This is a genomic window from Treponema brennaborense DSM 12168 (assembly GCF_000212415.1).
Lineage (GTDB): Bacteria > Spirochaetota > Spirochaetia > Treponematales > Treponemataceae > Treponema_F > Treponema_F brennaborense.
On the sequence record NC_015500.1, the window covers coordinates 2,467,413 to 2,482,169 of the forward strand.

Genomic DNA, 14,757 nt, shown 5'->3' on the forward strand with positions numbered 1-14,757 from the left:
CACGTCATGCAGCCGGTTCAGAGCAGTTTTCTCGCCTCGACACTTCACGAAATTCGGACACCGATACAGACGATATTGGGAACGGCGGAACTGCTGCAGGAAACGCAGCTCGATCCGGAACAGCAGGAATACGTGCGGCAGATAGCGTTCAGCGCGGACGTCCTGTACACGCTGGCAAACGAAATTCTCGATTTTGAAAAGATACGCACGGGAAGTATGCAAATCGAATACATTCCCTGCGCCGTCGGAACGCTTACCGAACAAATCGTCGATTTACTCTGTATTGAAGCGCACAATAAAGGGCTCGAACTGGTCACGGATATCGCCGACTCCGTGCCGGAAACGATAATCGGAGATCCCGTCCGCATTCAGCAGATATTGCTGAATCTGGTAAAAAACGCGGTCAAGTTCACGCAGTCCGGATACGTCGCGGTCAAAGTATCCGCCCGGAAGGGCGCGGACGGCGCCGGTACGCTGAGTTTTCAAGTTATCGATTCGGGGATCGGCGTTTCGGACAGTGCAAAAAAATTGATTTTCAAGGAATTCGTGCAGGCGGATGCTTCAACGACGCGCAAATACGGCGGAACGGGTCTGGGACTCGCGATATCGACGCGGCTCGCCGCACTCATGAACGGAAAGATAACCGTTACGGACAACGAGGACGGCGGCGCCGTGTTTACGTTTACCCTGCCGTACGAACGACCGGCGGACGCTCATCAGGCGGATGTTCATCCGGCGGCGGAAAATCCGGCGGACGTGCAAAAAAACGACCGCTCCGAAACACGCATCGTGCCCGACGGATTCAGAATACTGCTGGTAGACGACAGCCGCATCGCGCTTGAAAGTATGCGGAATAAAATCCGCCGGTTCGGCGGTACGGACGTGGAAACGGCCGCTTCGGGAGAAGAAGCGCTGCAAAAACTACGGGCAGCGCATCAGGCGGGGAAAGATTTTGCCGTCGCGTTCATAGACATGATAATGCCCGTTATGGACGGCTGGCGGTTATCGGCGGACATCAATTCGGATATCACGATAAACGGCACCAAACTGTTTCTCATGATTCCCGAAGGCGCTATGGGCAGAGACGCCAAAATGAAACTGCTCGACTGGTTCAACGGATATTTGTACAAACCGGTTAAAATGCAGATGCTCGAAGCGCTGCTGAAAGACGCCGTCGCGGATCCGCTTGAATTGCCGCCGGCGGATATTCCGGAAAAACCGCCGGTTTCTGTTGAAGAGCTGCCCGTTGCTGTTGAAGAGCTGCCCGTTGCTGCCGAAGAACCGCGGAACGCTCCGGCTCCGCAAAAAACCGAACCGTCCGTCGGCTGTTCGGTATTGGCGGTCGAAGACCATCCGGTGAACCGGAAAATCATCACGACGTTTCTGAGCGGATTCGGCGCCGTCGTATACACGGCGGAAAACGGCCGGGAAGCGATCCGCGTCGTACGGGAACACCCCGACATAAGCATCGTGTTTATGGATATTCAGATGCCGGTCATGAACGGACTAGACGCCGCAGTTGCACTCAGAAAACAAGGATACCCCGGGATCATCATCGCCTGTACGGCAAACTCGGATCCCGCGGATTTTCGGGAATACGGCCGCAGCGGGATGGACGATACGCTGGTAAAACCGTTCAAAAAGCAGACGCTGAAAGCGATGCTCGACAAATGGACCGGAGCAGCCGCGCAAACCGCTGCACTTCAAACCGCAGCGCCGTCTGCGAACGCCGTCCGTACGCAGCGGAAACAGCCGCTCTGGGATAAAACGGAACTGCTGAAATCGTTCGGCAATGACGAACCGTTCATAGCGGATCTCATAAGAGAATACATGAAACAAACCGATTCGCTGCTGACTTTACTGCGCGCAGGCGGTACGCCGGGCGACGCGGACAGTTCCCGCCGGGCGGCGCACACGCTCAAAGGCAGCTCTGCGGCGATATACGCGCGGCCGCTCGCACAGAGCGCGGAACGGCTGGAGCAGGCGTATAAAGACGGAAATGCCGCGAACGCCGACGCGCTGTTAGCCGAATTCGGCAGTCTGTACGCAGCGTTTGCCGAAGAATTCCGCTCAAAAGGAAAAATATCGTGAAAACGAATTATCACACGCACACGACGTTCTGCGACGGAAACGATACGCCCGAAGCGATGCTGCAAGCCGCGCTGCAAAAGGGATTCGACGTGTTCGGCTTTTCCGGGCACAGCATGTATCCGTTCGCCGCCGAATGGCACATCGCTCCGCGAAATTTCGATACGTATAAAGAAGAAATACGGCGGCTCAAAGCCGCGTACGGCGCACGTATCGGCGTTTTGTACGGATTTGAGGCTGACTACCTGCCGCCGCTTTCAAAGCCGCACAGGGCGCTCTACGACGCGCTGCAGCCCGATTTTCTGATAGGTTCCGTTCATTACATTACGGAGAATCCCGACGCCCAGCCGGCGGCGTGCAGGTGGTTCACCGCGGACGGTCCGGTAAAAGAAGTCGCGGACGGGATCCAGGACGTTTTCGGCGGAGACGGAAAAAAAGCGGTGCAAACGTATTTTTCACTGCAGCGGGACATGATGCGGAACGGCGAATTCGATATCGCCGGTCATATCGACGTTATCAGAAAACGGAACGGAACGCTTCGCTTTTTCGACGAAACGGAACCGTGGTACAAACGGGAACTTGCGGCAACTGCGGAAATCGCGGCGAAAACCGGCGTGATCGTCGAAATCAATACCGGCGGAATCGCCCGCAAGGCGATCGACGACTGTTATCCGTCGGCAGCTTTTTTGGCACAATTGCGCCGGTATGACGTTCCCGTAACGGTCTGCTCGGACGCCCACGCGGCGCGAGACGTCGACTGTGCGTTCGATCTTGCACGGCGGAAAGCTCTGGACGCGGGATACCGGGAAACGGCGTATCTGCTGCCGGCAGAAGGCGGCGTGCCACGACGCTGTACGGCGGAACTGTAATAGCCGCCGCACCGGCCGATATTTCCGGCCGGACGTTCAAAACACTCAGCGATTGCGGCGTTCGTCCGCAGCCTTGCAGTCGATGCACAGCATGGCGAACGGAATGGCCCGAAGCCGCGCTTCGGGAATCGGTTTGCCGCATTTCATGCACAGACCGTATTTCCCCAGTTCGATGCGGCTCAAAGCCGCGTTGATCGCGTTCAAACGGTTCGTATCTTTAGTGCCGAGCGCTTCGAGCATCTTTCGGTCGACGACGTCGGAAGCTTCGTCTATACAATCGCGCGCTTCGCCGCCTTCAACGAGCTGTCTGAAATCAGCGTTATTTTCCAGCAGTGAATCTATAATTTCTTTTTTCTGCTCAAGCAATTTTTCTTTCATTTCCGATACAAATTCTTTTTCCATTATCCAACTCCCATGTTGACAACTAATTGATTTACTCATAAAATTATACGAATGAAAAGCGAAAAAGACAACTTTTTTTTTCGTTTTTTTACATTTTTTGGAGGAATTGTGGCTAAAGAGGAAGCAATTGAAGTCGAAGGTATCGTCAGGGAAGCATTGCCGAATACGATGTTCCGAGTTGAGCTTCAAAACAAACACGTGATTCTGGCTCACTTGTCAGGAAAAATGCGCAAACACTACATCAGAATAGTTCCCGGAGACAGCGTCAAAGTAGCGTTGTCTCCGTATGATTTGAACCGGGGACGAATTATCTTCCGGGAACGGTAAATCGACCGGTACGCTTGATCTTTACTGCCGCGGTTTCGGCTTCAGAATATATAAGATCGAGCGTACGGCTCCCGTAATCCCGTTCGCAATCGCCGCTATGGACAATATGGGGCCGAACGGGAAAATAAACCACGAATATCTGAAAAAGAATACTCCCAATAAAAAGATACACGCATATTTGATGAACGAAGCGAACGCAGCGGATTTCGTCGGTTTATAGTCTTCCGCAGAATCGTTCGTCCAGGTATAGGTATAGCGGCGACCGGAATCGGTATTGCCGTAAGATCCGCCGCCGTATCCGCCGAACATATCCCAAAACGGATCGCCGGTCTGTCCGGCAGAACCGTACGGACGGTTCTGCGTTTGGGAAGCATACGGATTCTGTCCGGCGGCTCCGTAACGGTCGTATTGCGCACGTTTTGAAGGATCGCCGAGCACGTCGTACGCCGCGTTTATATTCTTGAATTTTTCTTCAGCAAGAGCATCGCCGGGGTTTCTGTCCGGATGATATTTAAAAGCCGCGTCACGGTATGCTTTTTTTAATTCGTCAGCAGTTGCCGTTTTGGGCACGCCCAGAACGGCATACAAATCGTCCATCTGCAACCTCACAGTATACTTTTAAAATAACTAATAACGCCTATCGTTACAAGCGTTTTTTTCATTTTTTTCGGATTATTACCCAGGTGGCACCGGTACCGCCCAGTTTTTTGTCCGGATGTCCGGAAATACCGAGCCGCTTGTCGCATTCGATAAAAGAACGAACCATCGCACTCAGCACGGAATCCCCGGCTTTATCGGAACTGTGATTACCTTTGCCGTGTACGATGAGCACTTTCCGGAGCCCGCGGTGCGCGCAGTCGCCGATAAAACTGTCGAGCCGCGCCCAGGCTTCGTCGCGGGTAAGTCCGTGCAAGTCCACTTTTGCTTCCGGCGGCAGCGATTTCAGATATTCCCGATTCTGCGCACGCTCCCGCTCGAGGGACGCCGCAGCCGCGGCATCCTTGTCAACGACGCCGTAACGCCGCAGCCACAGATCCATCGGGTTTACGCGGGGTTGTTCACCGGCGTACCGATCGCCGCCGCTGCCGCACGGGCTGCCATTTCCGCACGAGTTGCCGCCGCTCTGTGTGATTCCGCCGCCGCGCGTTTTGTCTCCGCGCGTGCCGTCCGAAGCCGATACCGATGCAGAACCGACCGCGGCGGTTTTGTTCCGGTCGGATGCGTTTGCAAGCCGTTTGCGCGGCACGTTATCATCGTTTTTCCGCGCGCCGCGGGCGTTCCGCCTGCACTGTTCGTCCCATTGTGCAAGAATATCTTCAAAATCCATCATTCACCTTCCGCGGCGGCGCCCTTCGACGTATGCCGTCCGCCGATCCGGAACACGTGCGTTTCCGGTACCCAGCCGCCGTTCGTATCGGTTTGAATATACAGCCATTTGCCCGCTTCCGACAAAATTTCCACTCGCGATCCGGCAGCGAACGCATACGCACCCGAAACCGAATTTTCGGGAACTGCGCGCACCAAACCGCCGGCAAAAACACCGGTATCGGCCCACAGCCGGGACGCGTAAATACCGCCGCACGTCAGCAGCAGCGCGCAAAGCGCCGCACCGCAGGCACAGACGGCTTTCTTCCCGAACAGCGCGAACACGACGCTTCCCGCACCGCAGACGGCGGCACAGACGGCGATCAGAATAGCCGCGGGAACCGACGGTTCGTTTTCGGAAGCCGTGATACCGTACGAGGCTTCCGAGCGCAGCCGCTCGTTACGGAACCCGGGACGCGGCAGCGCGTACCGCTCGGCAGTCCGGAGTTCCGCAAGCAAAGCGGCTCCCTGAGCGTCGGCAGTCCGATACGCATCCGTTTCCGCAACGGTTTCTCCCGGACGGGCGGTAAACGCGGCGGCAAACAAATCGGGAACCGCCGCCGGCGCGGAACCGGAGGCAGCGGACGTATTCGACGCGGCGGACGGCAAAACGTTCACCGTATAAGACGGCAGCGGCAGCGTCATCCGGTATCCGCCGAACGAAACTACCGTTACCGTGATGTCCGGCAGCGCGTACGTACCGGCAACGAGCGGCGTCCACTCGAAATCGGCAACCGCGTCCCAATCGGGAGAAAACGTCCCGCTGCCGTTCCGTGAACGGGAAAACGGATAGCGCTGCACTTCCGAAAAAAGCGAATCCCGCGGCAGCTTCCATGAAAAATCGGTCAGATTGGCGGCGAACCGCACCGATACGGAAAGCGTTAAAACTTCCGCCGCCCGCATCGAAAGAACGCCGCGCGAATCGGGCGGCAGCAGCTGCCCGTCTGCCGCACGGAATTCCAGGGAAAGTTCGGGTTTTATCAAAGCGGGATCTTCGTACACTTCCACCTCTTCAAACGGAACGGCGTACGTTCGGCCCGAAATGCGAACCGAAAGCGGCGGCAGCCGGATGCGGCCGCTTTTCATAATCGAAAACCAAACGCGCACGGACGTTCCGCGCACTTGTTCGCTAATAAGTTCGTCTTTATGCAGGGAAATGAACGAAACGCCCTCCGGCAGCCGCTGCACCGACGCTTGTACCTGCGACGGCGGCACGCCGGGAATTTCGAGTGAAAAGCCGCATTCGCTTCCGGTAAAAAACCAGCTGCCGTTCGGCGTAACGGAAAGATTGCGGAAATCGGACGGAGTTTGCGCACGGATCGACGGAATCGCCGCGCACAAACAGGCGGCTGCCGTTAATAATCGGATGCGGAATCCGAAACGTCGGTTGATTGCTGATTTTTCCATCGGTTCTGATCATTCTCCCTTATAAGCGAAAATATCGTGTTTTCCAAAGCCGAATCGCGCGGTTGTTCGGAAACCGGCGTCATTTCGACGGCGCCCGAAGACGAGGAAGACTCCTCCTGACGCAAAGACAATTCCAGGTTGATTTTGGCATTCATATTCGTACTGTCGATCAAAAGCGCCTGCCGGAACGCTTGCGCGGCCTGCTCGTACTTTCCCTGTCGATGCGCAATGACTCCCGCGTTGTACGCCGCAGAAAACCGGATAAAGTCGGGCGCACTGTCCGAAAGTTCGGAAAGTCGCGCCAAAGCAGCGTCCAGTTCGCCCTGCATGAGGTACGTAGCGGCGAGCCCGTACAAACCGTACTGTTTCAGCGTTTCGTCGTGCCGAAGCTCCGCCGTTTCCGTTACGTTCATAAATCCGGCGACGGCCTCACGATATTCTTTCCGATACCAGCGGAACGTGCTTTCAAGAATGTCTGCGCCGCTTTGCCAATCGGCCGAACAGCCCGTTGCCGACAGCACCAACAGTACCAGCAGCCCCGTCAGTCCTGCGGAATTGCGCCGTTTCTTCGGCGAATCGGAGGCGGCGGGAATCCGGGATTTTTTTTTCAGCCTAGTAACGTCGAATTCCGCTCCGACATATCCGAGCAAAAAGAACGCGACGGCCAACAGACAGAACAGCGGGAACCGTTCTATAGGCCGGTTTTCATATGAAAAACCGGAAAATTCGGCAGTTCCGGCGTGTTTCCGCACCAGATCCAGCACTTCCAGCGCGGAACCGGGAGCGTCGCTGTCCAGGTAAAACGCACGCGCCGTCTGCATGTCGGGAAAAACGACCGCTGCTCCCCGCGGCGTTTTCGCCGAAGCAACGAGATTCCGCAGCGCTTCCGTACGCAACGCCGTTTTTACCGTCGTTTTTTCGTCGCCGGCGAGAATTTCGCTTTCCGTATCGGAACCGAATCCGACGAACACGACCGGAATACCGAATTTCAGCGCGTCTGCCACCGCACCGCTCATGCGACCGTCGGTTTCTTCCCCGTCGGTAAAAACGACTATCGTCCGCGCGGCGGCGGACAGCGGCGGAAACGAATTGACGGCAGCTTCTATTCCGGAACCGATGCTGCTTCCGGTACTCGTCAGCAGCGCGGGTGAAAGCGACGGCAGCAGGGAACGCACCGCGTTCAAATCGGAAGTAAGCGGCACCGCGACGACGCCGCTGCCTTTTGCAATAACAGCAGAAACTTCAGTGCCTTCCATGCGGTCGAGCAGCGCGGCCGCATAGAGTTTCACCGCGTCCAGCCGCGACACCGGTTTGGAAACCGCCGCGCCTGCCCCGGACGAAACATCCTTCGCCGTCATGCTGCGCGAAACATCGAACACGAACGAAACGGACGAACCGGTTCTGCGGACGGGAATCAATTCGGTGCCCCAGCTCACGCCGGCATACGCCGTTATCAGAAAACACCAGGCGAGCGACCAGCAGACTGTCCGGCACATTACGGCGCGCCGCATACGGGCAAACGAAGGGCTCCGTTTTGAACCGACGGCGCCGGACAGCCGGCCGTAATACAGCCGGCACGCGATAACGGCGGGAATGATCGCGAGCAATCCGTAAAAGGCCCACGGACGGACGCATGAAAAATCCATCATATCAGCTCCTTCAAGTACAAACGGCGTATCAGCCACGCGCACGCGAAACAGATACCCGCCGCCAACAGCAGCCGATCGTAATACGAATCTTCAACGTTTTTCAGATAAAACGACTGTACGGTCTGTTCCCTGCCGGTAACGGCGGAAACGGCCGCCGTCAGCTCTCCCATCGATTCAACGCCGAAATACCGTCCGCCGGCCGTCAGGGCGATTTCCTGAAGCGGGCTTTCGTCGAATCGGGAATCCAAATAGCCCGAATACGTTTTGCCCGTCGCCGGGTCAACGTATTCCAGCGGTACGGAACCGCGCGTGCCGACACCCAAAACGTACAGCGTTATACCGTTTTCAAAAGCAAGCTGAGCGGCGGTTCCCGGATGCACGGAACCGGCGTTATTTTCACCGTCCGTTATGAGCACGATGCTCTTTTTGGGCGCCGCTGAAGAAATCAAATGATACGCAGCGGTGCTGACGCCCATACCGATGGCGGAACCGTCGCCGAGTTCTCCGGCTTGCAATGAATTCAGCCGGGCAAAAAAAGCTTCGCGGTCGAGCGTCGGCGGCACCATCAGCGCCGCTTCGGAAGCCAGCGCGACCAGCCCGAACGCCGTGCCGCCCGCTTCCGGCACGATGACGCGCACCGCCTGCTTTGCGGCTTCAAGCCGCGACATGCCGGCGATATCTTTCGCCGCCATCGACGGGCTGACGTCGAGCACGAACAGGATTTCGGAGCCCTTCGCCGTGTATACTTTTTCCTGCCGCATCACGACCGGGGACGCGAGCGCCGCGACCACGGCGCAGTATCCGGCGATGCATAAAATCCGCGACACCGCGGAGGCGATACGGTTCGGCGCATATTTCCATTCAAACGGTGATGCGTTCCAGTCGCCCAAAACGAGCGGAAATGCGGGACGGTTAAAAATACCGGTTCTGCGCAAAACGAACAGCAGCGGGATTGCCGGTAAAAAAAGGAAAAATACCGGATGTTGAAACGCAAGCATCACACTGCTCCTTTTTCAAACAGCTGCAGGCAGCACCGGACGTCCGCCGCCAGCTGTTCGCGGTCGACGTGTTCCTGCTGTTCGGCCGGCGCGAACCGGATATAATCGCAGCGGCGGAAAACGCCGCACAGCAGCTCCACCGCGTCGAACTGCAGCGCGTCGAGCGTTCCGCCGCTCAGCATATCGAACGCCGCCGGAATTTCCGCCGGAACGGCGGCCGAAAACGGATAATCGAAGCGTTTTTCAAGATACGATCGTAAAATCAGTTCGAGCGACGCGGCGAATTCGGCCGGAGAAACGCCGGAACGTCCGAGTTTTTTCAGTTTTGCAAGCGTACCGCGGTAATTTCTGAAATACCGCCGTCTGAGCGCTTGGTTCCGCCAAAACAGCAGCACCGATTTGAACCGCACGAGCGTCACGATGATACATATCAGCAGCACAAGAACGGCAACCGCCGCCGCGTACACTACGTACGTGGTTCCCGGAACGATAACCGGCGCCGCCGGAGAACGCAGCTGAGTTTCATTTAATTTTGCCGAAAGGGAACTGATCGTCACGCGCCCCGGATCGATTGTAAACCGGAAATCTTCCGTTTCCGCGAACATCGCGCGGACAGCCGGAAACGCCGTCAAATCTATCGGCGGAAACGACAGGCTGCCGGGCTTCCACGGAATGAAAAAAACGGATACGCGGTATCCGCGGTCGAGTTTCTGCAACGACAGCTCCCGCACCGTACAGACATCGGCCAGGCCGGCGAACAGCGCGGAATCCGGAACGAACGAATCGCCGTCCACATCGTCCGGCAGCAGCGACACGGACGTGAGTACCGTACAGCGCAGTTCGGCGGTGTCGCCCACGTACACTTCTTTCGGAATCAAAACGGCCGAATCGGCGGGTACCGCCTCGGCCGCGGAAAGGCCCGCCGCAGTGCACACGCAGAGCGCGCACACGCTGACCGTACACACGAACACTAAAACCCGATTCACGTCAGCGGCCCTCCCGTACGGCGAAAAAGCGGACGAGACTCTGCGCTGGATCTTCGGCGGTCGACATGACCAGCGGGACGGCGCCGCGCCGCACGCACGCAGTCTGCCAGCGCTCCACTCTGGCCCGTCCGTCTTCGCGCCACGCGCGGCGGAACGCCGTAAACGTCGTCGGAAGCTGCACGACGGCGGCGCTTTCCGGATCCTGAAACGGAACGCAGCCCATCTCGGGAATATCCGTGTCGAGCGGATCCGTTATGCGAACGGCGACGACGTCGTGCTTCGCACTCAAAACGGCGAGCGGTTTTTCATAGCCGGCCACCCTGAAATCGGACACCACCAGTACGAGCGAACGTTTTTTCAGAAGCCGCGCGGCACCTTTAAGCGCTTTATCCAACGCGGAACCGGCCGCCGCGTCGGACGGCCCAGAGGCCAGCGCATCGTCAAAAGCGGACAAAACGAGCATAACCTGATCGCGGCCTGATTTCGGTTCGCACGAAAATCTGATATCGCCGTCGAACAGGACGGCGCCCACCGGGCTTCCGGTCTGCTCCGCCGCGAACGCCGCGAGCGCGCACGCTTCGCAGGCAGTCCGAATCCGGCTCGAATCGCCGGAACCGGTCAGCATGGAAGCCGACGCGTCGACGATCAGAAACAATACGAGTTCACGCTCTTCTTCAAACAATTTGACGAACGGCTTTCCCATCCGGGCGGTAACGTTCCAGTCGATCGCACGCACGTCGTCGCCGCGCAGATATTCGCGCACGCCGCTGAATTCGACACCTTGTCCGCGGTACACGGACCGGAACGAACCGGATTTCATGCTGTCCGCGAACGTCTTTGAAGCAAGCCGCAGTTTTCCGGCGCGGCGGATAAGCGAGCGGCTGTCGAAAACGGAATCGTCCATATTACGGAACCGGCATCAGGGCAAGAATTTTAGCGATCAGGTCGTCGGCGTACACGCCGTCCGCCGCCGCTTCGTACGAAAGCACCAGCCGGTGCCGCAGCACTGCCGGAGCGGCCGCTTTGACATCTTCAGGCAGCACGAACGACCGGCCGGCAAAAAGTGCCGCGGCTTTGGCGCAGCGGCACAGCGCGATGCTCGCGCGCGGAGACGCACCGAACGAAATGTACCGGTGAATGTCGTCTTGAGCACGGGCGGCTCCCGCAGCAATGTTCCGCGCGCCGCCGAGTTTGAGCGCGGCGGACGGCGCGTTTTTCACCGGCGCCGGACGCGTAACCGACACGATCGAAACGATATATTCTATTATTTTATCATCGCATGAAACCGCTTCAAGCAGTTTACGGCAATTTCCGAGTTTTTCCGCGGAAAAAACTTTTTTGACCGGTACGGTTTCCGGATTCCCGCCGCCGCGCACGATGTTCACTTCTTCCGCCGCAGAAGGATAGGAAACCTGCAATTTTAACAGGAAACGGTCGAGTTCCGCTTCGGGCAAACTGTACGTTCCTTCCTGCTCGATGGGATTCTGCGTGGCAAGCACGAAAAACGGATCGGGCAGTTTATACGTCCGTTCGCCGATCGTAACCTGTTTTTCGGCCATCGCTTCAAGCAGCGCCGACTGAACCTTCGCCGGCGCACGGTTTATTTCATCGGCAAGCACCAGATTTGAAAACACCGGTCCCTTGCGCACCGAAAACGTTCCGCTGCCCTGTTCGTAAATCAGCGTTCCGGCAACGTCCGCCGGAAGCAGATCGGGGGTAAACTGGATCCGCTTGAAATCGAGTCCCGAAAGATCCGAAAACGTCTTCACCGCCAGAGTCTTGGCTAGACCGGGAACACCCTCAAGCAAAACGTGTCCGCCGGCGACCAACGCAGTCAAAATACCGTCTATAACCGCCTGCTGCCCGACGACCCGTTTTGCCGCTTCATCACGGCAATCCTGCAGCAGCTGTCTGCACTGCTCGAAATCGGCCGCATCTATTTCCTTCATCAACGCCATATACCCGTATCCTCATATTCTAAAATATGTATGAATTTGCAGAAATTTTCATCAAAATGTATGTTTATACAGATTGACACAAAATAACGCTTTCACAATAATATACTCTATCATGTTACACTTTTTAGCACAAGAATTAAACGATATTCTTACCTCGACCGCGCCCGGCGCGCTGCTTTCCGACTTCGGTCAGCGTATGTATTTTCCCAAGGGAATTATTGCACAAAGCGCGGAGGCGAAACAGTTCGGTAAAAAAGCGAACGGAACCATAGGCATGACGGTAAAAGACGGCAAACCGGTCATTCTTCCCTGCATTCACAAACAGGTTCCCGATTTGTCTTCAGCCGAATTGGTCGCGTACGCACCCACTGCGGGAAACCCGGAACTTCGCCAATTGTGGAAAGAAAAAATCATACGGAAAAATCCGGCGCTCACGGGAAAAAATTTCTCGCTGCCGGTAGTGGTTCCCGGACTGACTGCGGGAATTTCCTATTTGTGCGATCTGTTCCTCTCCGAAGGGGACGTTCTGCTGTCGGGCGATCCGTCGTGGGACAATTACGTGCTGATAGCCGAATCGCGCCGTAAAGCCCGGTTCGTACAGTTCAACATGTTTACCGAGGCCGGTCTGGACGGCAGATTCAATTGCGCCGAATTCAAAAAAGCGGTCGAAACGAACGCCGCGTCGGGAAAGTTACGCATACTGCTTAATTTTCCGCAGAATCCGTCCGGATATTCGCCGACGAAATCGGAAGCCGACGAAATCTGTTCTATTATTAAAGAAACTGCGGAAAAAGGCTGCACCGTCATGGTGTGGTGCGACGATGCGTATTTCGGGCTGAATTACGAATCGGACATCGAAGCGCAGTCCCTGTTCGCCCGCCTTGCCGATATGCATGAAAACGTGTTCGCGGCAAAAATAGACGGCCCCACCAAAGAAGATTTCGTCTGGGGTTTCCGCTGCGGATTTTTGACGTTCGCGGGCAAAGGTTTGACGGACGCGCACTACGACGCACTGGTAAAAAAACTGATGGGAGACATCCGTTCTTCGGTGTCGTGCTGTTCGACGCCGCCGCAGTCGATCATGCTGCGCGCGTTCAAGGAAGCTTCGCTTGAAGCTGAAAAAAAAGAATTCCGCGACATGCTTGAAAGACGGTACCGCAAAGTCCGCACGTTCCTTGAAGGCAAAAGAACCCATCCGGTGCTGCAGCCCATGCCGTTCAACTCCGGCTACTTTATGAGTCTGCGCTGCAACGGAATTGACGCGGAACAGCTGCGGCAGAAACTGCTGCATGAAAAAGGAATCGGCGGCATCGCTATCGACGATAAAACCTTCCGCATCGCGTTCTCCAGTATCGACGAACGGCTTATTGACGAGGTTTACGAGGCTGTGTACACTACAGCAGATGAATTGGCTCACTCCTGATTTTACACGTACCAAAAGAAGCGCCCGGCAGCGTGCTGCCGCGGCGTTCACACTCGCTTTTGCCGCCGCTTTCGGCTGCGTTTCCTGCACTGTGGGAAAGGCGGATCCCGTTATCGTGTGGACGAACCGGCAGGAATTGGTTTCATACGCCGAACTGTTCAATTCGGTCCAGAACGAAACCAAAGTTTTTATCGTCTACAAAGACGCTCCGGTCGAATCGATCCCGCCGGCAAAAGACGAACCGAGTCCCGACATCGTCGTGGGCCCGTGGCTTAAAAACGAAAAAGTTCGAAAAAACTTCAGACCGCTCGATTATATGTTCAGCGAACAGCGTGTCAATCAGGCGACGTTTTATCCGCAGCTGCTCAATTCGGGCAACGTCAACGACAAACAGTACCTTTTTCCGCTCAGTTTCAATCTGCCGGCGGTAATCTTTGCCAACGGAAACCGGAAATACGTCGATGAAAATTATATTCTGTCGCTGGACCAAATCCGCGACAAAGCGGCGGCGTTCAACGCAAAAAACAAATCGGGTATTTACACGTCGATGGGATTTGCGCCGCGCTGGAATCCCGATTTTCTCTATCTCGCCGCCAAAATAAAACAATGCGGTTTCCGGGAAAAAAACGAATTGTTTTCATGGAACGAATTGAAACTGGCGGAAACCATGAATTATCTGAAAAACTGGACGACCGCAGCGAACGGGTCGACGGCGGAAGAACGGGACTTCGAGTTTAAATATCTGTATACTCCCGAATACAAACAGGTTACCGCGGGAAGCTGCCTGTTCGCCTACGTAACCAGCGACGAACTGTTCACCATTCCGGCGGAACGGCTGCAGGAAATAGATTTCCGCTGGATACATGAAAATTATCGGATTCCGGTTGAAGATTCGCTTATTTACTTGGGATTGTATAAAAAAGCGCGCAACCCCGACGGAGCGGAAGCGTTCATTTCGTGGCTGCTGAAAGAGCCGACGCAGAAACTGCTGCTCGACCGGACGGCGGAGATGAATCTGAACACGACGACGTTCGGCATAGCCGGCGGTTTTTCTTCAATAAAAAGCGTCAACGAACGGGTGTTTCCGCTGTATTACCGAACGCTGCTCGACAACATGCCGGCCGCCGAATATCTGACGCCGCCGAATCCGCTGCCGCCGCGCTGGAAAAGTCTCAAGGAGCGGGTCGTCGTGCCGTGGCTGGAAGACGCTTCCGACACCAAAAACGAAACGCCGCCCAAATCGATGGACGCGCTGATTTCCGAATGGTCTAAGCAGTATTACTAA

14 protein-coding genes are annotated in these 14,757 nt (G+C 56.1%); 5 read left to right on the top strand and 9 right to left on the bottom strand.

Annotation, left to right across the window (positions count from 1 at the left end; translation table 11 throughout):
* Nucleotides 1-6: 6 nt before the first annotated feature.
* Together TREBR_RS10760 and TREBR_RS10765 are read left to right on the top strand one after the other, a co-directional pair.
* Complete coding sequence (locus TREBR_RS10760) at nt 7-2,091, top strand: hybrid sensor histidine kinase/response regulator (RefSeq protein WP_013759205.1); 2,085 nt, start codon at nt 7-9, stop codon at nt 2,089-2,091.
* Nucleotides 2,088-2,957: a histidinol-phosphatase gene (locus tag TREBR_RS10765; RefSeq protein WP_013759206.1), complete on the top strand. Its 870-nt coding sequence runs from the start codon at nt 2,088-2,090 to the stop codon at nt 2,955-2,957. Before TREBR_RS10760 ends, TREBR_RS10765 begins: the two co-directional genes overlap by 4 nt.
* Before the next feature lie 45 nt (nt 2,958-3,002).
* Here TREBR_RS10765 and TREBR_RS10770 read toward each other — a convergent pair whose 3' ends face one another.
* On the bottom strand, nt 3,003-3,359 hold the full coding sequence (locus tag TREBR_RS10770) for a TraR/DksA family transcriptional regulator (protein WP_013759207.1): 357 nt from the start codon (nt 3,357-3,359) through the stop codon (nt 3,003-3,005).
* A 105-nt stretch (nt 3,360-3,464) separates the two neighbouring features.
* Between TREBR_RS10770 and infA the strand changes: the two genes are divergently transcribed.
* Nucleotides 3,465-3,686, top strand: coding sequence for a translation initiation factor IF-1 (infA, locus tag TREBR_RS10775; RefSeq protein ID WP_483754789.1), 222 nt, complete (start codon nt 3,465-3,467; stop codon nt 3,684-3,686).
* 21 nt (nt 3,687-3,707) lie between these two features.
* On the opposite strand, the gene TREBR_RS10780 is transcribed toward infA, so the two are convergent.
* The 8 genes from TREBR_RS10780 to TREBR_RS10815 all read right to left on the bottom strand — a co-directional run bounded on the left by TREBR_RS10780 (nt 3,708) and on the right by TREBR_RS10815 (nt 12,049).
* Nucleotides 3,708-4,283, bottom strand: coding sequence for a DnaJ domain-containing protein (locus TREBR_RS10780; protein ID WP_013759209.1), 576 nt, complete (start codon nt 4,281-4,283; stop codon nt 3,708-3,710).
* A 61-nt stretch (nt 4,284-4,344) separates the two neighbouring features.
* A complete protein-coding gene (locus TREBR_RS14330) occupies nt 4,345-5,016 on the bottom strand; it encodes a Smr/MutS family protein (RefSeq protein WP_013759210.1) in 672 nt (223 codons plus the stop codon).
* Nucleotides 5,013-6,458: an SH3 domain-containing protein gene (locus tag TREBR_RS10790; RefSeq protein ID WP_013759211.1), complete on the bottom strand. Its 1,446-nt coding sequence runs from the start codon at nt 6,456-6,458 to the stop codon at nt 5,013-5,015. Before TREBR_RS10790 ends, TREBR_RS14330 begins: the two co-directional genes overlap by 4 nt.
* Nucleotides 6,407-8,107, bottom strand: a complete 1,701-nt coding sequence (locus TREBR_RS10795) for a VWA domain-containing protein (protein WP_013759212.1) — start codon at nt 8,105-8,107, stop codon at nt 6,407-6,409. Before TREBR_RS10795 ends, TREBR_RS10790 begins: the two co-directional genes overlap by 52 nt.
* Nucleotides 8,104-9,105, bottom strand: a complete 1,002-nt coding sequence (locus tag TREBR_RS10800; RefSeq protein ID WP_013759213.1) for a VWA domain-containing protein — start codon at nt 9,103-9,105, stop codon at nt 8,104-8,106. The genes TREBR_RS10795 and TREBR_RS10800 overlap by 4 nt, the downstream gene beginning before the upstream one ends.
* The gene (locus tag TREBR_RS10805; protein ID WP_013759214.1) at nt 9,105-10,091 is read right to left on the bottom strand and encodes a hypothetical protein; all 987 of its coding nucleotides are present in this window, start codon (nt 10,089-10,091) and stop codon (nt 9,105-9,107) included. The genes TREBR_RS10800 and TREBR_RS10805 overlap by 1 nt, the downstream gene beginning before the upstream one ends.
* A gap of 1 nt (nt 10,092) precedes the next feature.
* Nucleotides 10,093-10,995, bottom strand: coding sequence for a DUF58 domain-containing protein (locus TREBR_RS10810; RefSeq protein WP_013759215.1), 903 nt, complete (start codon nt 10,993-10,995; stop codon nt 10,093-10,095).
* A gap of 1 nt (nt 10,996) precedes the next feature.
* Nucleotides 10,997-12,049 carry an AAA family ATPase gene (locus tag TREBR_RS10815; RefSeq protein ID WP_013759216.1) on the bottom strand — a complete coding sequence of 351 codons (1,053 nt, stop codon included), beginning with the start codon at nt 12,047-12,049 and terminating at the stop codon, nt 10,997-10,999.
* A 112-nt stretch (nt 12,050-12,161) separates the two neighbouring features.
* Here TREBR_RS10815 and TREBR_RS10820 point away from each other — a divergent pair, with 112 nt between their 5' ends.
* Together TREBR_RS10820 and TREBR_RS10825 are read left to right on the top strand one after the other, a co-directional pair.
* Complete coding sequence (locus TREBR_RS10820; RefSeq protein ID WP_013759217.1) at nt 12,162-13,472, top strand: aminotransferase class I/II-fold pyridoxal phosphate-dependent enzyme; 1,311 nt, start codon at nt 12,162-12,164, stop codon at nt 13,470-13,472.
* On the top strand, nt 13,453-14,757 hold the full coding sequence (locus TREBR_RS10825) for an extracellular solute-binding protein (RefSeq protein WP_013759218.1): 1,305 nt from the start codon (nt 13,453-13,455) through the stop codon (nt 14,755-14,757). The genes TREBR_RS10820 and TREBR_RS10825 overlap by 20 nt, the downstream gene beginning before the upstream one ends.